The following is a 17,840-nucleotide window of genomic DNA, read 5'->3' on the forward strand; positions in this document are numbered from 1 at the left end:
ATGCCACCCTCCCTCACGATTTCCGACGTATTGGACGTGGAGTATCCCGGCCCCCCGGAGTGGTCCGCGGACGGCGACTTTCTCGCGGCGACGACGTACGAGGACGACGGGAACGTCCTGCTCGTGACCGACCCCGACGGGAACCGCTCGTGGCGATTTTCGCCCGAGGAGTGCTACGTCACCGACTTCGAGTGGTCGCCGACGAACCCCGAACTTCTCGTTGCGACCGACGCGGGCGAGTTACTGCTCGCCGACCCGGAGCGACGGACGACCGAGCGATTGTTCTCCGGGCCGGAGACCACGGAGTCGTACACGTGGTCGAACGACGGGTCGCGGTTCGCGTTCTACCGCGACGGACGACCGACCGTCCGCGACGCCGAAACCGGAACCGAACGCGGGTTCGACGGGCCGAAACGAGGCGCGTTCCTCGGCGAATCCCGGATGTTCGCGTGGTCCGACGACGACGCACTCCTCGCCTACCGGTTCGCGGAGAACGAAACCACACACGTCGGCGTCATCGATGTCGAGTCCGCCGGCGGTCACACCGACGAACTGGTCTGGCGCACGCACGGCGAGATGGCGAGTTCCTGCCCCGCGTGGCTGGCCGACGGTCGCGTCATTTTCGACCGGCGCGGGGAGGGCGGGCGGGTCAGGCGGACGATTGCCGCGGACCCTGAGACGGGAAGTGAGACCGTTCTCGTCGAGGAAATCGACCGCGAACGCGGTATCGTTTCGAACGGTGCCCCGGCGGTGTCCCCAGACGGGACGAAAATCGCGCTCTCGCTCCCGTTGGACGGGTGGGACCACGTTCACGTCGTCGACGTGGCGTCCGGAGAGCGAACGCAACTCACTCGCGGGGCGTTCGAGGACAAGGGCGTCGCCGACGCGACGCCGCGGTGGGTGGACGACGAGACGCTCGTTTTCGCCTCCAATCGAAACGACCCCGGCCAGCGACATCTGTTCTCCGTTACCCTCGACGGCGAAACGACGCCGCTAGTGGAGTCGCGCGGAACGAACGTCCACCCGCGTCCAGCGCCGGACGGCGAAACCCTCGCGTACGTCCACGCCGACCGAGCGCGCTCGCCGGAGCTTCGGGTTTCGAGCGTGGCTGACGGCGAACCGAGGCGACTCACCCGCTCGTCAGTCGAGAAATGGCCGACGGCCCCCATCGACCCCGACCGAATCGAGTTCGAAAGCGCGGGACGGCGTATCGACGGCTATCTGCTGGACCCGCGGAAGTCCGATTCTGTCGCGGACGACACCGCGGACCTTCCCGCCGTCGTCTGCGTTCACGGCGGGCCGATGCGCCAGATGCGCGACGGCTGGCACCCGTCGCGCTCCTACGGCCTCTTTTACACCTATCACCAGTACCTCGCCGCGAAGGGCTACGCCTGCCTGTTCGTCAACTATCGCGGTGGTATCGGCTACGGGCGGGAGTTCAGACAGGCCATCGCGGGGTCCCGCGGGGAGGGCGAAATCGAGGACGTGGCGCGTGCGGGCGAGTACCTGCAATCGTTGGACTACGTGGACGCCGATTCCGTCGCCGTGTGGGGCCTCTCCTACGGCGGCTACGCGACGCTCCAAGTCCTCGGGACGCACCCCGACACCTTCTCCCTCGGCATCAACCTCGCCGGATTGGCGGACCTCGAACTGTACCGCGAGTGGGCCGAGGAGACGAAGTATCCGGCGGCCGTCTCGGCCGAAGTGTTGCGGATGGGCGGCGAACCGTGGGAGGTCCCCGAGCGCTGGGACGAGGCGTCACCGGTGACACACATGGCGGACTACGAGGTTCCGCTGTACAACTTCCACGGGACGGGCGACCGGTACGTCAACTTCGAGCAACTCGACGTGGTGGTCGAAACGCTCACCGACCTCGGAAAGGAGTTCGACGCCGACCATTACCCCGACGAGAATCACGTCTTCTCGAAGCGGGCGACGTGGAGGCGAACCTTGAGGAAGGTCGAACGAGTGTTGGAGGACGAACGATGAAGGTCTTCATCTCCGCCGATATGGAGGGAATCACGGGCATCGCCGACCCGAGCGACGTGGTGAAAGGCGAGGCAGATTACCCCGCCGGACGGGAGGCGATGGTTGCCGACGTGAACGCGGCCGTCGAGGGCGCACTCTCCGGCGGTGCCGAGGCGGTGCTGGTCAACGACTCGCACTCCTCGATGACGAACCTGCCCCGCGAATCGCTGCACGAATCGGCTCGCCTGATCCGCGGCGGCACGAAACCGTGGTCGATGATGCAGGGCCTGTCCGAGGACCACGACGTCGCCTTCTTCATCGGCTATCACGCCAAGGCCGGGACGCCGGAGGCCGTCCTGAACCACACCTACTACGGGCAGGTCCTCCTCTCGCTCCGCGTGAACGGCACGGAGGTCGGGGAACTCGGCTGGAACGCCGGACTCGCGGCCTCGCTCGGCGTTCCGGTCGGCCTCGTTACGGGCGACGACGCGGCTGAAGCGGAGGCCATCGACCGTCTGGAGGACGTCGAAACCGCCGTCGTCAAGGACGGCGTTGACCGGTTCACCGCGAACTGCCTCCCTCCCGCACGGGCACGGGAGCGAATTCGAGACGGTGCGGAGCGGGCGGTCAGTCGGGCGTCGTCGTTCGCGCAACCGACGCCGGACGAACCGGTTACCATCGAGGCCGACTGGGCGGCGACGAATCAGGCCGCCAACGCGGCGGGAATTCCGTCCGTCGAACGCGTCGCTGGTCGGACGACCCGCATCGAAGCGGACTCGTACGTCGCGGCGTTCGAGGCGTCCGTGGCGATGCTGCACGGCGGCGGCGCAGGGAGGAACGAGTTCTACGGGTAGGCGGTGGCGGTCCCGCGTCGGGTATGTTCGACGCTTTTCTTCCGTCCGGGTCGTGTTCGCCCGCGAACTGTATGCTCGCGGACGTTTGCTCTTTTCCCCTGTGATGCGCTGACGGGTGCAACGGGGTGGGAAGTAAAATTGAGACTCGGAACAGCACTCGAACCAGTTGCTCGACGGCTATCGTTTCGATGGATTCGAGGAACCGGTCCATGGGGCGGACTGCCCTCGTTTTTACTGAAAAACTTTCGTACTCAGTCAGCCACTCCCGACACGAACGCGTCGATTCGCTTCCGCGCCCGTTCCTCGTCGTCGCCGACGAGTCCGCCGAGGAGGACGGAGAACAAAACGTCGGTTCCGTCTTCCCTGTGGACGGTTCCCGAGAGCGTCCTGCTCCCGGTGAGCGTGCCGGTCTTCGCCCGAACGCCCGAAACGTCGGCGAATCGCTCCTCCAACGTTCCCTCGCCGGGTGCGGGAAGCGAGTCGAAGAACGCCTCGGACCACGGCCGTTCTCCGACCCATTCGAGCGTCCGCACCAGCCCCCGCGCCGAAATCAGGTTGTAGCGCGAGAGGCCGGACCCGTCTCGGATTCGAGCGCGCCCGGCGTCGCGAGCGTCGAGGAAGTCGCCGACGACGCGCTCCCACGCGTCCCACGAGCCAGCGCCGCGGACCTCGCGGGCGACGGTTCGGGCCAGTTGTTCCGCGAGGAAGTTGTCCGAGGGGACGTTCATCTCGCGGACGAGTTCGGAGACGGGCGGAGAGGTCGCTGTGGCGACCGTCTCGCCCGACTCGGTATCGTCCGTGACGCGAACGCCGCCGGTGTGGTCCACGCCTTTCTCTTCCAGCGCGTCACGGAATGCGAGCAGACAGTGACGAACGGGGTCGCCGACCGGGACGGTTTCGGTTCGGGGTTCTTCGGGGGGCTTTCCTTCCACTCGAATCGTATTCTCGGGGCAGTCGCGGAACACGCGCAGCTCCGCCGCGGTTTCGTCGAATTGGGCGCGGATTTCGACGGCATCCGTGTCCGGTGTCACTTCGACATCGGTGCCGGACACCGTGACGGAAACCGCGTTGCCGGAAAGCGCCAGCGGGGTGCTCTCCGCGCCGTAGCCGTATTGCCCGTCTTCCCACATCCAGCCCGGTCCGCGAGATTGGTCGCCGAACCACCCCGTATCCGCGATGGTGTTCGTCACGCTCCCGATACCGGCGTCCCGAACCGCGTCGGCGAGCCGCGAGAGGTCGTCCGGCGACAGTGACGGATTTCCACGTCCCGAGAGCACGAGCGACTCTCCCAGCCGCGAGACGCGCGTCTCGAAGCGATAGGACGGGCCGAGGTGATGCAGCGAGAGGGCGGCGGTGAGCAGTTTCGTGTTCGACGCGGGCGGGAGCGGCACGTCCGGGTTCCGCGATGCGAGGACGGACCCGCCGCGTTCGCGGACCAGTACGCTCGTGGCGAACGAATCCGAGTCGAGGCTATCGGCGATAGGAACGTCAGTTTCGTGGACGTCAGTGTCGGGGACGTCGGTGTCGGCGTCCATTCCGCTCACCACGAGAACGCGGCCCGGTCGTCGACGTCGAGGTGACAGGCCGACTGCTGTCCGTCGGCGACCGATTCCAGTTCCGGCACGTCGGTTTCACACGGCGACTGGTACGTATCGAGCGCCTCCCGCGCGCCCTCCCAATCTCCACTCGACGCGGCCGAGACGGCCTGCTCGACCCTCTCGTCGACCGCCGTCGGGAGCGTTTCCGTGAAGTATTCCGACCGAACGGCAGCGGGTTCGGCGTCCGTTTTGAGGGACGCCGCTCGAACGTCCTCCTTGAGGTTCATGTACTCGCGGTAGGTTTCGCGCGTGAACGGATGGGGGACGATGATGTCCGGACAGCGCGTGTGGAACTTACACCCGGACGGCGGGTCGCTCGGACTCGGCACGTCGCCAACGAGTTTCGGTTCGACGGCGCGCGTGTCCGGGTCGGGGTTCGGGACAGCATCGAGCAGCGCGCGGGTGTAGGGGTGATGTGGCTCCGTGAAGATGCGCTCGACAGGTCCCGTCTCCACGAAGTCGCCGAGGTACATCACGGCCACGCGGTCGGCGACGTTCCGAACGACGCTCAGGTCGTGCGTGATGAACAGGTAGGTCAGGTCGTACTCGTCCTGAATGTCCTGCATGAGCGAGAGGATTTGGGCCTGCACGCTCATGTCGAGGCCGCTCACGGGTTCGTCGGCGACCACGAGGTCCGGGTTGATGGAGAGCGCCCGCGCGAGGTTGATGCGCTGGCGCTGCCCCCCCGAGAACTCGTGGGGGTAGCGGCCGTAGTGTTCCTCCTTCAACCCGACCTGTCCGAGCAGTTCGACGACCCGCTCCCGCCGTCGGTCCTCGTCCCATCCGGCCGCTTCCAGCGGGTCCGCGATGATGTTCCCGACCTTCCGTCGCGGGTTGAGACTCGACTGCGGGTCCTGAAACACCATCTGGGCGTTCCGGCGGAACGTCCGCTTCGCGTCCGAATCGAACGTCGTCGTCCGAGTTCCGCGGAACTCGACGGCACCGCCGGTCGGTTCCGTCAGGCCGAGCAGGGTTCGTGCGAGCGTCGATTTACCACACCCCGACTCGCCGACGACGCCGAGCGTCTCGCCGGGTTGCAGGTCGAAGCTCACGCCGTCGACCGCCCTGACGCGCTGATCGTCCAGCGTCAGCGGAAAGCCGCCGTCGGAGTTCCACCGAAGCGAACTGATGAACCCGGTGTTCACCGGAAAGTGTTTCGTCAGGTTCTCGACCCTGAGGAGCGGTTCGTCCTTCCCTCTCGGTGGCTGTCGTACCTGTTGGCTCATGGTTTCCCTCGCTGGTGCAGTCGAGGCTCGTCGGTTCCGTACCCCTCCTCGTAGAGGATGCAGGCCGAATCGTGGTCCGGCCCCACGTCGACCCGAGGCGGTTCGATTCGCGTACAGTCGTCGACCGCGACGGGACAGCGCGTACGGAACCGACACCCGGACGGCGGGTCGATGGCGCTCGGCATCGTCCCCTCGATGGGATTGAGATTATCGACCCGTTCGTCCGGTCGAACGACCGAGCGCAAGAGCGACTGCGTGTACGGATGTTTCGGGTTACGGTACAGTTCCTCGTAGGGCGCGTGTTCGACCACCTTGCCGAGGTACATCACGGCCACGCGGTTGCACACCTCGCGGACGACGCCGAGGTCGTGGGTGACGTAGACGATAGCGGTGTCGTACTTCGCCTGAATCTCGTCGAAGAGGTCGAGGATTTGGGCCTGAATCGTCACGTCGAGTGCCGTCGTCGGCTCGTCCGCGATGATGAGCTTCGGATTGCACGACAGCGCCATGGCGATGAGGACGCGCTGGCGCATCCCGCCCGAGAACTCGTGCGGGTACTGGTCCACCCGCTGTTCCGGGTCCGGGATTCCCACGTCGTCCAGCAGTTCGATGGCTCGGTCGTAGGCTTCCGACTCCGTGGCGTCGGTGTGATACTCGACGATTTCGGCGATCTGATTTCCGACGGTGAAGACGGGGTTCAGCGCCGTCATCGGGTCCTGAAAGACGAACGAGATTTCGCTCCCGCGGACCTCCCGACGGAGTTCCCGCTCGGAGCACTCGGTCAAGTCGCGTCCGTCGAATCGGACGGAGCCATCGACCACTTTTCCGGGCGAGTTGACGAGGCCGAGGAGGCTCTTCACCGTGACGCTCTTTCCGGCCCCGCTCTCGCCGACCAGTCCGAGCGTCTCGCCCCTGTCGACCTCGAAACTCACGCCGTCAACTGCCTGTACGATACCGCTCTCGGTGTAGAAGTACGTCCGCAAGTTCTCGACTTCGAGTAGGCTCATCGGTTTCCTCCGTGTTCGTCGGGTCGTCTATCGACGGCCGTTCCGCCGTCCGTCGCCGCGCCGTCCGTCACCGCGTCGGGTTCCTCTCTCTGCCGGTCGTCGGTGGGCAGGAAGTCGTCGCCGAGTTCGTCCCAGTCGGGCTTCCACAGCGTGGTCCGCGGGTCCATCGCGTCGCGGAGGCCGTCGCCGAGCATGTTGAACCCCATCACGGTGAGGAATATCATCATGCCGGGGAACACGGCGGCCCACGGAGCGATTATCATGGCCTGCTGTGCGTCGTTCAGCATCCGTCCCCACGAGGCCGTGGGCGGCTGGACGCCGAATCCGAGGAACGACAGCGCCGCCGCGCCGATGATGACACCGCCCATCGAGAGCGTTGCCTGAACGATAACCGCGGTCAGTCCGTTCGGAACGATTTCGCGGAACAGGATGGTCCGGGTCGGCAGTCCGGCGGCGCGTGCCGCTTCGACGTACTCCGCCTCCCGAAGGGAGAGCACTTCCGAACGCATCACACGGGCGTACGCCGGAATGCCGATGACCCCGTAGGCGAGGAAGAGGTTGTAGACGCTCGGACCCATGATGGCCATCAGTGTCATGGCGAGGATGAGACCGGGAATCGAGTACAGCACCTCCAATAGTCGCATGATGAGGTCGTCGATTCTGCCGCCGAAGTAGGCCGCCGTCGCACCGCAGGCGACGCCGCCGATGAAGCTGATTCCGACGGAGATGACGCCGATGGCGAGCGCGATTCTGCTCCCGTAGATAACACGCGACAGCACGTCACGCCCGAACTGGTCGGTCCCCATCGGGTGGGAAAGCGACGGTGGCGAGTAGCGGTTCATCGTGTTCATCTGATGAGGGTCCGCGTGGATGGCGGTGATGAGTTGCTTATTGAACACCACGAGGTCGATGGTCGAGAAGACGGCCAGCACGACGAGGACACCGACCATTATCGCACCGGCGATAGCCGTCGGACTGTGCCGTAACTCTCGAATCGTCCCTCGTAGGCGACTTTCCGTGTCGATTTCGGCTTCCGTAACTGGTTGATTCGTACTCATGTCAGTCGTATCTGATTCGCGGGTCGATGTAGGCGTAGGCCAGGTCCGTCAACAGGACTCCCATCAGGAACAGGAACGCGAATATCAGGGTGAGGCCCATGATGACGCCGTAATCCTGGTGCGTCATGCCGGTGAAGAACAACCGGCCAATGCCCGGAATGGCGAAGATTTTCTCGGCGATGACGCTGCCGTCCAGCAGAAACGACAACTGCAGTCCGATGATGGTGACGAGCGGCAACAGCGCGTTCCTGAAGGCGTGTTTGAGCAGGATGCGCCGCTCGGGAAGTCCGTAGGCGCGCGCCGTTTGGACGTAATCCTGCGATAACTCCTCGACCATGCTCGAACGCGTCATCCGCATCAGCGTCGCCGTCTGTGCGGTCGCGAGCGTGATGACCGGCATTATCAGTCGTTTCGTGGACTCGACCGGGGCTTGGGCGAACGGGACGTACCCGGACGCCGGGAGCCACTGGAACTCCAAGGCGAGGAGGAAGATGAGCATCAGTCCCAGCCAGAAGTTCGGCGTCGAGAGTCCGACCAGTCCCAAGAAGCGCGACACGTGGTCGCCGAGCTGGTTGTGCCGCGAGGCGGCGTAGACGCCGAGTAGGATCGAAATCGGCAACGCGATGACGTAGGAAAGGCCCATCAGCGTCAGCGTGGGGGCGATGCGTTCCATCATCAGGTCGGCGACGGGTCGTTTTCGCATGAACGACTCGCCGAGGTTGCCGTGCAGGATTCGCCCGAGGTAGTCGAGATACTGTTGCCACAGCGGTCGGTCGAAGCCATACTGGTGAATGAGTTGGTCCGCGAGCTCCTTGCTCGGGTTCAGGCCGAGGTAGATTCGAACCGGATTGCCCGGAAGGGAGTGCATCATGACGAACGTCAGCGTGAAAACCCCCAGCAGGACCGGTATCATTTGAAGGAGCCGACGGGCGGTGTATCGATACATGCTCATGATTCGTGTGTACGGAAATGGATGGGGGGTTAGTTGCTCAGCGACGAGTTCGACCACTCGTTACACAGCGGCTGTGAGACGAACGCGGTCGGCTCGTAGTCGTTCACCTTCTTGCTCCACGCGGTGGCGGACTGCTCCGAGTAGACCGGAATGTGCGGGTACTCGGACATGAACGTCTCCGCGGCGTCGATGTACAGCTGTCGGCGCTCGTCGCGGCTCTGGAGTTCCCGCGCTTTGCGAATCTTCTCGTCAGCTTTCTGGAGCTTCTTGCTGTCGGGGTGCGCCTCGTAGAGCATCCCGGCGGACGCGTTGCCCACGTAGTCGTCCGGCACCGGGCTGTCGTCGTTGCGCGGGTCGCGGAACAGGTAGTAGTAGAACCCGTCGGGGTCCTGCCCGCCCGACCACCCGTAGAAGGTGACGTCGTACTCGCCCGTGTCGAGTTGGTCGAGCCACTCCCCGATGGACACCTCTTGCACCTCGGCGTTGATGCCCACCTTGTCCATCTCGTTCTGGAGCATGATGGCCATGTTCTTGAACTTCCCAGAGGAGTGGGTGGACATGTTCACGTTGAAGCCATCGCCGTAGCCCGCCTCCTTCAGGAGCTGTTTCGCCTTGTCGTGGTCCTTTGCCGGGTAGTACTTCTCCTTCCACTCCTTCCACGGGAAGTCCCACGCCTCGTTGACTTCCTTCGGCATGAAGCCGTAGACGCGCTTGCCCAGCTCGCCCTTCGTCACCTTCAGCATCTCGTCGTAATCGACGAGGTACTGCATGGCCTTGCGCACCTTTCGGTTGCCGAACGGCTCGTGTTTCGCGTTGAAGATGAGTCCGTTGTAGTCGAACTGCGAGATGCGCTTCATCTGGATGTTGCTCTGGCCCTGTGCTTTCTTGAGGAGGTCCTTCGGGACTCCCGCCTGGTGGACGTTGCCCGTCGCCAACTCGACGAACTGCACCGACGCCTTGGGGATGATGCGGTATTTGAGCTGTTTCAGGTTCGGCGCTTCGAGGAAGTAGTCGTCGAAGCGTTCGAGCGTGAGGTCGGAGCCGGACTGCCAATCCTTGAGTTTGAACGGCCCGCTTCCGACTGGTTCCTGGGCGAACTTCTTCTGGCCCTTGCTTTCCGCGGCCTTCTTCGGGATGATGGCGGCGTTCATGCCCGCCAGCGTCAACTCGAACAGCGCGTAAGGGTGCTTGAGGTTGAACGTCACCTCGTAATCGCCCGATTTCTCGACGTTATCGATGAATGCGAGGTTTTCTTGATTCGTGGATTTGTTGTCCGGGTTGAGCACCCAGCTGAACGAGTATTCCACGTCGTCGGCGGTGAGCTTGCTTCCGTCATGGAACGTGACGCCCTGCCGAATCGGAACGGTGTAGGTCGTCTCGTCCTGCTTTTTCGGCTTCTCCTTGGCGAGGTGGGGGACCACCTCGCTCCCGTCGGGTTTGACGGCCAAGAGGGGGTCGAAGATGTAGTTCAACATCCCGTTGGCCCACGCGAGTTCGTTCATACGCGGGTCGAGGGTCGTCGCGTCCTCGGGTGCGGTGTTGACGAACGTTCCACCCTTTGCGCCACCGTTGCCGTTTCCACCGGTGTCCGTGTTGCCGGAGTTGTCCGTTCCGGCTCCGCCGGGATTGTCACCGGTCGTGCTTTTACCGCCGCAGCCAGCGAGCGCGGTCGCACCGCCGAGTGCGCTCACCGTCAAAAACCGCCGTCGATTCAACGAGTATTCGTATTTGTCTGTCATGGTATCGGTCGTCGGGGTAATTGCCCCGGTTCGTGATACCTAATAGCAAAGATGGACGTGGCATATAACGCCGCCCTTTCATACTAGGGCTAACGCGAGACGACACTTATTTCCACGCTATCGGCCAGATTTTGACGGTCCGTATCCGTCGCAAGAAACGCCGAGAGGGTTTGGGTCCCCGGTATCGGTCGCCACACGTCTCCGTCGTCCCCGGCGCGACGAATCTGTCCGTCCCACGTCCCCTCGAACAATCTGACTCCCTGCCGTCGAAACGCGACCGTCCGCGGCGTCTCGGGTGGCTCGAACCCCCGCTCGTCGGCTTCCGGGATTCCGTTCACCGACCATCCCCACAGCTTGCTCGTCGGCAACCGAACGCTCAACGGAATCGGGAACCTGTTTTCCACCCGAAACATGAACCGCGCCGGTTCTCCGACGACGATTTCACGGGGCGCGCGGAGTTCGACAGAGAGACAACGGAGCGCGACTGAATTCGGCACGAGACCCGCGACAAACCCCCCCGCGTCCTCGATTTCCCCCACCGGGTCGGGCGAAAGCCTCTCTGACGGTTTCATGGATTCGTCACCGTCCCCACCACGCAAAGGTCTTTCTCACGGCATTCGCCGTTGCGACTATCTCTCTCACGGCGGGGGCCGCTCGAACTACTTCGCTCACCGCGGTTCGTCGCCCAGTCCTTCGGGAATCGAGTCGTTTCCGAGCACGTCGTCGCACGACTCTCGTTTCCTGAGCAGGTCGTACCCGCCGTCGCTTCGGACCAACACGACCGGCGGTTTCGGCTCGGCGTTGGTGTGGCTCGCGCTACCGAGCGAGTACGCGCCGATTCGGTCCACAGCCACGAGGTCGCCCGGTCCGAGTTCGGGCAGCGGAACGTCCTCGCTCAGCACGTCGCCGGAGTAACAGAGCGGCCCGGCGACGTGGTACGTCCGCGTCGGTTCGCGGTCCTTCACCGCGTAGACGGGATACGGCCAGTACGACGACACCGCGTTCGTTCCACCATCGAGGACGGCGAAGTCGGCGTAGGGCGTCTCCTTGACGACGCCGACCGTCCCGAGGAAGGTTCCGGCGTTGCCGACGAGGCGTCGGCCCGGTTCGACGAACAGCCGCGGCTCGGCGAGGTCGTATCGTGCACACGCTTCCCGAATCGTCTCGGCCATGTGCGCCACGATTGTTTCCGTGTCCGGGACCGCCTCGTCGTACGGAACGGGGAACCCGCCGCCGAGGTCGAGCACGTCGATTTCGACGCCGAGTTCGTCCCGCACGTCCGCCGCGAAGCCGAGCATCTCGCGGGCGGCGACGCCGTAGGGTTCGACGCCGCGAATCTGGCTGCCGACGTGCAACTGCACGCCCGCGAGCGAGACGAACTCCGACTTGGCGGCCTGCCGCGCGACCGCCATCGCCCGCCCGCTCTCGATGTCGAGCCCGAACTTGCTCTCGCGGGTCGCCGTCGCCACTTCGGGGTGGGTCGGGACCTCCATCGCGGGGTTGCCGCGAATCAGCACGTCCGGCACGGTTTCGGTCGCCTCGGCGGCCACGAGTATCTTCTCCAACTCCGTCGCGTTGTCCACGAGGAGGTGGGAGACGCCCCAGTCGAGCGCGCGTTCGATGTCCTCGGGCGCTCGGTTCATCCCGGTAAGGAGCACGTCCTCGGGGTCGAATCCGGCGCGTTGGGTGGCCGTCAGTTCACAGCGCGCGTACGCTTCCGCCTTACAACCGGCGTCCCGAAGCACCGACAGGACGCCGAGGTTGTAGTTCGCCTTCACCGCGAAGTGGACCTCGGAGTTCGGATACTGCTCGTCCAACGCGTCCCGGAGCGTCCCGTAGTTCGCGCGAAGGTCGTCCTCAAAAAAGGCGTACAGCGGCGACCCGTATGCCGACACGAGGTCGTCGGCGTTCCCCCGCAACCGCTCCGTTCGTTCCGTGAGTTCCATGCCTGAACATCCCACAAGCGGCGGATAACGGTTGACCCTCCCATGCTAGGTGGGCGCTTTGCCCCGATTCGTCGGTCGTTCTTTCCTAAACCCCCTCCGACACGAAACTATTTGTAGGCGCGGGCGACCAGTGTGTCGGCATGGCCACGAAACCGGGGGTCGATGACTGATGCGTCCTGAGACGCCAGCTATCGACACGCGCGACGAACTGTCCGCCGTCATCGCCGAGTACGGCGAGACCATCGACGGCCACCTCGGCGTCTTTCTCGGCTTCCCGTCCGGCCCGGACGGGTTCGACGTAGTGTGCTCTCACGACGAGACGCGCGTCTTCCAGAGCGCCAGCACCGTCAAACTCCCCGTCCTCTACGCCCTCTACGAGCGGTACGACGCCGCCGACCGACTCGACGAACTCGACCGGCCTTGTCCCCTCTCGCCCGAAAACCGCGTCGGTGGGAGCGGGTTGTTGCACCTCCTCGACGCCACGCCGACGGTCGAGGACCTCGCGCGTGCGATGATTTCGGTGAGCGACAACGCCGCGACGAACCAACTCATCGACCACCTCGGGATGTCGGCGGTGAACGACGCCGCGGCCCGTCTCGGTATGGACCGAACCCGCCTCGCGCGAAAGATGATGACGACGCTCGAAGACACCGACTTCGGGGAGTTCGACGTGCACGTTCCCGCGGACGAACCGACGAACGCGACGGCACCCCTCGACTGTGCGCGGTTCTTCGCGGACCTCGTGTGCGAGACGACGCTTTCCGCGGCCGCCTACGAGAGAATGCGCGTCCCGCTCGCCGCCCAGAAGGACACGTCGATGGTTCCGCGCTATCTCCCCTACGAAACCGACGTCGCGCACAAAACCGGGCGGCTTCCGACCGCCGCGCTCGACACCGGCTTCCTGTCGGTGCCGAACCGCGACCGACCCCTCGTTTTTTCGGTCTTCGTCGACGGTGTGGGTGAGATGGAGACGGACGGCGCGCGAGCGACATCCGACACGGGTGCCGACGCGGCGGACGCCATCGCCGAAATCGGGGACGCCGTGTTCGCGTGGCTCAGATGACCCGTCGCGCGAGTTCGAACGTCTCGTCCAAGTCGGGGACGTACGAATCGTCCTCCGGGTCCAAACTGTTGATGACGACGGCTTCCGCGCCGCCGTAGGCGTGGACGTACTCGTCGCCGCCGAGGCTGATGGCGACGTGACCGGGGAAAAAGAGTAAATCGCCGGGGCGGAGGTCGTCGCGCTCGACCGACTCGCCCACGGCCCGCTGTTGGTCCGCGTCGCGGGGGAGGACGAGTCCGTTGACTCGGTAGGAAACCCACGCCAGCCCGGAGCAATCGATTCCGTCGCTCGTCACGCCGCCCCAGTCGTACTCCGTTCCGAGGAATCCTCGTGCGACTTCGACGACGTTCTTTCCGGTGGGATTCTCCGGCGGTCGCCGAATCGCTTCGTTCGACGATGCCCGGTCGCCGGTTCGGAAGACGGCCGCCGTTTCGGTACCGTCCTCGACTTTGCAGGGGGTTCCGGCGTACACCGTCTCGCCCTCCGTCGTCGTCGTATCGCGGGCGACGACCGCGTTCGCGTCCTCGACTTCCATCTCTGTGAGCGCGTCCCCATCGACCCACCCGAGATAGCCGTCGGGCGTGAACACCCGCGCCCAGTCGCCGTCGCGGTCGAAGACGGCGACTCGCGCGCCGTACAGGACTTGCGTCACCTGTTCGCCCTCGTCGTCCGCGTCCCCGCGAACGGGGACGACGGACCGCGCGACGGTCCTCTCCGTTCGGAGCGATTCGAGGACGGTGAGGTCGCTCGTCGTCGTTCGTCCGGTCGCGCGCTCGACCGCCTCGCGCGCTTCTCGTTCGTGTCGGGGGGTGGAAACCGCTCCGCGGAGGACGAGTTCGTCCGCGTTCGATTCTCCTCCGGCGTCGGGAGTTACGTCGAAGACCGCGACCCGCGAGTCGGGCGCGTGTCTCGTCTTACAGCGCTGTAGCGCCAGTTTCGCGCGGTGGGTCGGGTTCGGTCGGTCGGCCGCCTCGACGGGTTCCGTTTCGTCCATGCCACCTGTGTTCGAAGCGACGTAAAAAATCCCGCCCCTAGATTGCTACCGTCCTCGGTGGTTGCGGCGGTTCGCGCGGCTACGTCAGCCGCACCACTTCCGGTTCGAATCCCTCGCCGGTCCAGCGCCACGACCCGACGAACGGGTGCGAGCCGTTCAGCGAGACGATGACGTAGGAGTAGCCGTCCCACGTCGCGTCCGCCGCGTCGGTCGCGCTCGGTTCGTCCGGGCCGAGCGGGTGGGAGTGATAGAACCCGACGACCTCCCGGCCGTCCGCTTCGATTCGTTCCATGACCGCGAGTTGCTCTTCCGGGTCGATTTCGTAGTGCGTTCGCGCGTCCGCCGCGACGTTCTCTGCGTGAAACACCTCTTCGACGTTCGCGGGGTCGCCGCGGGTGCCCGCGAGGATTCCGCAAATCTCCGCGGGACGGCCGCGACGCGCGCGACTGACGAGCGTATCGTACGCTTCGCGCGAGAGGGCGAGCATGGACGGGGATTCGATTCGAGGCGTGATAAACAGGGGAGGCCACCCCTAACCGAAACCCACTTGCAGGGGAAGCGGCAATCGACTGACGCGCGAGGGTTGCCAAGCTAGGCCAACGGCGGCGGGCTTAAGACCCGCTCGTGTAGACGTCCATGGGTTCGAATCCCATCCCTCGCATTCTCCGCGAACCACTTCGTGAGCGGAGACTGCGCTCTGGGATTCGAAGTAGACCGAGGTTCTGCGCGAAGCGCAGGTTCTTGGGCGTTGTTCGAATCCCATCCCTCGCATCGCATTCTGTCTGCTGTACTTTCCAACCGAGTGAACACGTCTGCCCGAAGCGCATCACCGAACTGAACGACGGCTTTCACCGAACGGCTCATCAAAAAACGAACTGTCGGAACTCCCTACGCGGCTAGCCGATGTCCACACGGCCACAGCCGCATGTACTCGGGGTCCGTCACCGTTACCATCTTGACCCGCTCGTCACAGCGCGGACAGGTTTTCGGGAGCGGTTGCTGAGCGGTACGCTTTTCTTGCGGAGAATCGTTGTCAAACATGCTTCGGTACGGGTCCGAAGCAAACGAGGTAGGTGTTCTAGCACCTGCCTTTGCGGCTATAACCTCGTTCGCTTCATCCTACATATCTGATTCCGGGGGCTTAATGGTATCGACCGGCGGGTTCAAATTTCCGTTGCGGCGAGCCGAAAGGATGGGTTTCGCGGCGATACTCGACCAGAATTGAACCGAATTTTGATAGTTTCGACGGCGGCTAGCGACCTGCACGTGTCTTCCCGCGAGAACGACAACTGGCGTACTTGTCGTACAGATGGAACCAAATCAGATTCGACGCGAGAAAAACCGTCACGTCGGCCACATTTATCACCCGAACCTCACATACGTGGGTTGAACGTTTCAAACCTCAATTCCGAATTTTGCACAAACAATACCAATCAGGACAAATTATTGTACGATATTTACGTTTGTCCGGGATAATCGCAACAATAATCAACCGATGACGAAAATCGATGACCAGCGACCCATGCTCCCGGTCCAGACGCGAACCTCGGTATCCCGTGTGCTCATTCTCTTACTCATCGCAGGACTTCTCATCGCCGGGAACGTCACCTCGTCCGCCGGTCGCGGCGGTGGTGCTCCGGGCGTGCTCGCCGCGACGACCAACGCGACGGCGACCGCTACCAACACGACCACCTCGCCGTCTACGACGGCAACGACGACCAACGCGACCACGACCACCGGGACGTCCACGACGACCCAGACGACGACAACGACCGCAACCACGACGACTACTCAAACAACCACGACCACCACGACCACAACCGCAACGACGACCACCACAACAACGATACCGACGACCACGACGACCACGACGACCACAACAACGATGCCGACTACGACGACAACCACGACGACGCCGCCGCCCTCCACGACCGCGACCACAACGACGCCACCGCCCTCCACGACGACTTCCACGTCCACGACGACTCCGACCACGACGACTCCGACCACGACGACTACGGCACCAGCCACGACGCCGACCGAGACGACATCGGCATCAGCGACGACCGCAACGGCGACCGCTACCGAGTCCGAAACGACGTGGGAGCGGACGACGGACGCCGACCGAGGGACCGAGCGCACGAGCGCCGTCCCGAACGGTTCGACGACCGATTCGGGCACGCCGGAGAACGCCGGGCGTCTCCCCCCGTCCGGCGGCGATTCGAAGCGGTGGACCCTCGGGGATATGGTGGCCCTCTTCGCGACGTGTCTCGGCGGCCTGCTCGTCGTGGTTCCGTGGATGTTCTCCCGCGCGTACGAATGGGTGGGGTGAACGGGACGGTGTGGTGAGTGGACGGGGCGGTGTGATCGAAGCGGAACGAACGTCGATGGGTTTCCGCGGTTCGAGAACCGACGGAGAGCGCGACGAAACCACCTGTCGCACGAAACCAATGTCAGAGAAATGACGATGGGTTTTTCACTGTCGCTCACAGAGGCTTAAAAAGTATATGACTGAGGACGGTTCCCCTGACGAGCGCGGTGTGTACCGCGTGCAACACGACCTCTCCAGCCCGCAGTCACTCAGTACGACGGTGACGGTGGCTGTCGCGGACGTGGCAGGCGTCGAACCGGCGGACATTCCCGAACAACTCTACGACGTTATCGACCCCGAGGCGCTCGACAGACTGTTCAAGTCGCGCGACGACGGCACGCCGCGACGCGGCGGGCGACTCTCGTTTTCTCTGTACGGCCACCACGTGACCGTTCGCGGCGACGGGTCGATAACCATCGAGCCGGGTCTCGCACGCATCAAGCGACTCGGGGGGAATCTACTCGTCGTCGGGTCGGTCCCGGATTCCGTCGTCGACGCCGCCAGCGTCCCGCTGCTCGGCGATTCGACGCGCAATCGAACGCGGCTCTTCGCGCTCCACGACCGCAGCATCTCGACGGCGCGTAATCGTCTCTCTTGTGCCGGTTCCGCCGGGTCGGACGCGCACGTCGTGGACTATCACACCGGCGCTCGGTCCGCGGCCGCCGAATCTTCGGTACGGACCACCCCGACCGTCGAACGCGTGGACGGCGATATACACGAGTTCCGCGACGGAATCGTCGACGCGATTGAACGCCTCGACGCGGAACACGGCGGGTTCGCACCGGCCGAACTTCGTTTCTGTTTCGATACGCTCCGCCCGCTGGTGGAGACCCACGACGACGCCGAGGTCGATGCGTTCCTCGATACCCTCTGTCACCGCGTCAAGGACGTCTCCGGGATGGGCCACTACGTCCTCCCCATCGACCGTGATTCGCCGCAGGTTCGCGCCATTGCACACCGGTTCGACGCGATAATCGAACTCCGTGCGGGGGACAGCGGCCCGGAACAGCGTTGGCACCTCCGCGAGACGAGCTACATGACCGAGTGGTTCGACGTTTGAGGTT

General features: G+C 64.3%; 16 protein-coding genes and 1 tRNA gene. 5 read left to right on the top strand and 12 right to left on the bottom strand.

The features are described from left to right. Together V5735_RS13780 and V5735_RS13785 are read left to right on the top strand one after the other, a co-directional pair. Entirely contained in the window at window positions 1-1,989 is a 1,989-nt protein-coding gene (locus tag V5735_RS13780) for a prolyl oligopeptidase family serine peptidase (protein ID WP_423744039.1), read from the top strand. Next, window positions 1,986-2,822 carry a M55 family metallopeptidase gene (locus tag V5735_RS13785; protein ID WP_423744040.1) on the top strand — a complete coding sequence of 279 codons (837 nt, stop codon included), beginning with the start codon at window positions 1,986-1,988 and terminating at the stop codon, window positions 2,820-2,822. Before V5735_RS13780 ends, V5735_RS13785 begins: the two co-directional genes overlap by 4 nt. Window positions 2,823-3,073: 251 nt before the next feature. Here the strand turns inward: V5735_RS13785 and dacB are convergent, their stop codons facing one another. The 8 genes from dacB to lysA all read right to left on the bottom strand — a co-directional run bounded on the left by dacB (window position 3,074) and on the right by lysA (window position 12,348). Beyond that, window positions 3,074-4,357 carry a D-alanyl-D-alanine carboxypeptidase/D-alanyl-D-alanine endopeptidase gene (gene dacB / locus V5735_RS13790; RefSeq protein ID WP_423744041.1) on the bottom strand — a complete coding sequence of 428 codons (1,284 nt, stop codon included), beginning with the start codon at window positions 4,355-4,357 and terminating at the stop codon, window positions 3,074-3,076. A 5-nt stretch (window positions 4,358-4,362) separates the two neighbouring features. Further along, window positions 4,363-5,646 (bottom strand): ABC transporter ATP-binding protein, encoded by a 1,284-nt coding sequence (locus V5735_RS13795; RefSeq protein WP_423744042.1) that lies wholly within the window; start codon window positions 5,644-5,646, stop codon window positions 4,363-4,365. Beyond that, entirely contained in the window at window positions 5,643-6,653 is a 1,011-nt protein-coding gene (locus V5735_RS13800) for an ABC transporter ATP-binding protein (RefSeq protein WP_423744043.1), read from the bottom strand. The genes V5735_RS13795 and V5735_RS13800 overlap by 4 nt, the downstream gene beginning before the upstream one ends. Next, window positions 6,650-7,711: an ABC transporter permease gene (locus V5735_RS13805; RefSeq protein WP_423744044.1), complete on the bottom strand. Its 1,062-nt coding sequence runs from the start codon at window positions 7,709-7,711 to the stop codon at window positions 6,650-6,652. The genes V5735_RS13800 and V5735_RS13805 overlap by 4 nt, the downstream gene beginning before the upstream one ends. Before the next feature lies 1 nt (window position 7,712). Next, complete coding sequence (locus tag V5735_RS13810; RefSeq protein WP_069450593.1) at window positions 7,713-8,663, bottom strand: ABC transporter permease; 951 nt, start codon at window positions 8,661-8,663, stop codon at window positions 7,713-7,715. Between the two features lie 29 nt (window positions 8,664-8,692). Next, window positions 8,693-10,402: an ABC transporter substrate-binding protein gene (locus V5735_RS13815; RefSeq protein WP_423744045.1), complete on the bottom strand. Its 1,710-nt coding sequence runs from the start codon at window positions 10,400-10,402 to the stop codon at window positions 8,693-8,695. An 89-nt stretch (window positions 10,403-10,491) separates the two neighbouring features. After that, window positions 10,492-10,974 carry a hypothetical protein gene (locus tag V5735_RS13820; protein ID WP_423744046.1) on the bottom strand — a complete coding sequence of 161 codons (483 nt, stop codon included), beginning with the start codon at window positions 10,972-10,974 and terminating at the stop codon, window positions 10,492-10,494. Between the two features lie 96 nt (window positions 10,975-11,070). Continuing rightward, window positions 11,071-12,348, bottom strand: coding sequence for a diaminopimelate decarboxylase (gene lysA / locus V5735_RS13825; protein ID WP_423744047.1), 1,278 nt, complete (start codon window positions 12,346-12,348; stop codon window positions 11,071-11,073). Window positions 12,349-12,517: 169 nt separating this feature from the next. On the opposite strand from lysA, the gene V5735_RS13830 reads away from it, so the two are divergent. Continuing rightward, entirely contained in the window at window positions 12,518-13,411 is an 894-nt protein-coding gene (locus V5735_RS13830; protein WP_423744048.1) for a serine hydrolase, read from the top strand. Here V5735_RS13830 and V5735_RS13835 read toward each other — a convergent pair. Both V5735_RS13835 and V5735_RS13840 read right to left on the bottom strand, forming a co-directional pair. Further along, on the bottom strand, window positions 13,404-14,405 hold the full coding sequence (locus V5735_RS13835; RefSeq protein ID WP_423744049.1) for a C40 family peptidase: 1,002 nt from the start codon (window positions 14,403-14,405) through the stop codon (window positions 13,404-13,406). The two genes, V5735_RS13830 and V5735_RS13835, sit on opposite strands and share 8 nt — an antisense overlap. Before the next feature lie 79 nt (window positions 14,406-14,484). Continuing rightward, complete coding sequence (locus V5735_RS13840; RefSeq protein WP_007976938.1) at window positions 14,485-14,892, bottom strand: desampylase; 408 nt, start codon at window positions 14,890-14,892, stop codon at window positions 14,485-14,487. Window positions 14,893-14,981: 89 nt separating this feature from the next. Between V5735_RS13840 and V5735_RS13845 the strand changes: the two genes are divergently transcribed. Continuing rightward, window positions 14,982-15,066, top strand: a tRNA-Leu gene (locus V5735_RS13845). Between the two features lie 827 nt (window positions 15,067-15,893). Here V5735_RS13845 and V5735_RS13850 read toward each other — a convergent pair. Further along, window positions 15,894-16,187, bottom strand: a complete 294-nt coding sequence (locus V5735_RS13850; protein ID WP_423744050.1) for a hypothetical protein — start codon at window positions 16,185-16,187, stop codon at window positions 15,894-15,896. Window positions 16,188-16,196: 9 nt separating this feature from the next. Continuing rightward, a complete protein-coding gene (locus V5735_RS13855) occupies window positions 16,197-16,586 on the bottom strand; it encodes a hypothetical protein (protein WP_423744051.1) in 390 nt (129 codons plus the stop codon). 326 nt (window positions 16,587-16,912) lie between these two features. Between V5735_RS13855 and V5735_RS13860 the strand changes: the two genes are divergently transcribed. Beyond that, window positions 16,913-17,836 (top strand): DUF7504 family protein, encoded by a 924-nt coding sequence (locus tag V5735_RS13860; protein ID WP_423744052.1) that lies wholly within the window; start codon window positions 16,913-16,915, stop codon window positions 17,834-17,836. Window positions 17,837-17,840: the final 4 nt, after the last annotated feature.

The organism is Haladaptatus sp. SPP-AMP-3 (genome assembly GCF_049568665.1).
Taxonomy (GTDB): domain Archaea; phylum Halobacteriota; class Halobacteria; order Halobacteriales; family Haladaptataceae; genus Haladaptatus; species Haladaptatus paucihalophilus.

Coding starts and splice junctions, on each gene's coding strand:
- V5735_RS13780 (WP_423744039.1), top strand. CDS start 1: ATGCCACCCTCCCTCACGATTTCCGACGTATTGGACGTGGAGTATCCC.
- V5735_RS13785 (WP_423744040.1), top strand. CDS start 1,986: ATGAAGGTCTTCATCTCCGCCGATATGGAGGGAATCACGGGCATCGCC.
- dacB (WP_423744041.1), bottom strand. CDS start 4,357: ATGGACGCCGACACCGACGTCCCCGACACTGACGTCCACGAAACTGAC.
- V5735_RS13795 (WP_423744042.1), bottom strand. CDS start 5,646: ATGAGCCAACAGGTACGACAGCCACCGAGAGGGAAGGACGAACCGCTC.
- V5735_RS13800 (WP_423744043.1), bottom strand. CDS start 6,653: ATGAGCCTACTCGAAGTCGAGAACTTGCGGACGTACTTCTACACCGAG.
- V5735_RS13805 (WP_423744044.1), bottom strand. CDS start 7,711: ATGAGTACGAATCAACCAGTTACGGAAGCCGAAATCGACACGGAAAGT.
- V5735_RS13810 (WP_069450593.1), bottom strand. CDS start 8,663: ATGAGCATGTATCGATACACCGCCCGTCGGCTCCTTCAAATGATACCG.
- V5735_RS13815 (WP_423744045.1), bottom strand. CDS start 10,402: ATGACAGACAAATACGAATACTCGTTGAATCGACGGCGGTTTTTGACG.
- V5735_RS13820 (WP_423744046.1), bottom strand. CDS start 10,974: ATGAAACCGTCAGAGAGGCTTTCGCCCGACCCGGTGGGGGAAATCGAG.
- lysA (WP_423744047.1), bottom strand. CDS start 12,348: ATGGAACTCACGGAACGAACGGAGCGGTTGCGGGGGAACGCCGACGAC.
- V5735_RS13830 (WP_423744048.1), top strand. CDS start 12,518: ATGCGTCCTGAGACGCCAGCTATCGACACGCGCGACGAACTGTCCGCC.
- V5735_RS13835 (WP_423744049.1), bottom strand. CDS start 14,405: ATGGACGAAACGGAACCCGTCGAGGCGGCCGACCGACCGAACCCGACC.
- V5735_RS13840 (WP_007976938.1), bottom strand. CDS start 14,892: ATGCTCGCCCTCTCGCGCGAAGCGTACGATACGCTCGTCAGTCGCGCG.
- V5735_RS13860 (WP_423744052.1), top strand. CDS start 16,913: ATGACTGAGGACGGTTCCCCTGACGAGCGCGGTGTGTACCGCGTGCAA.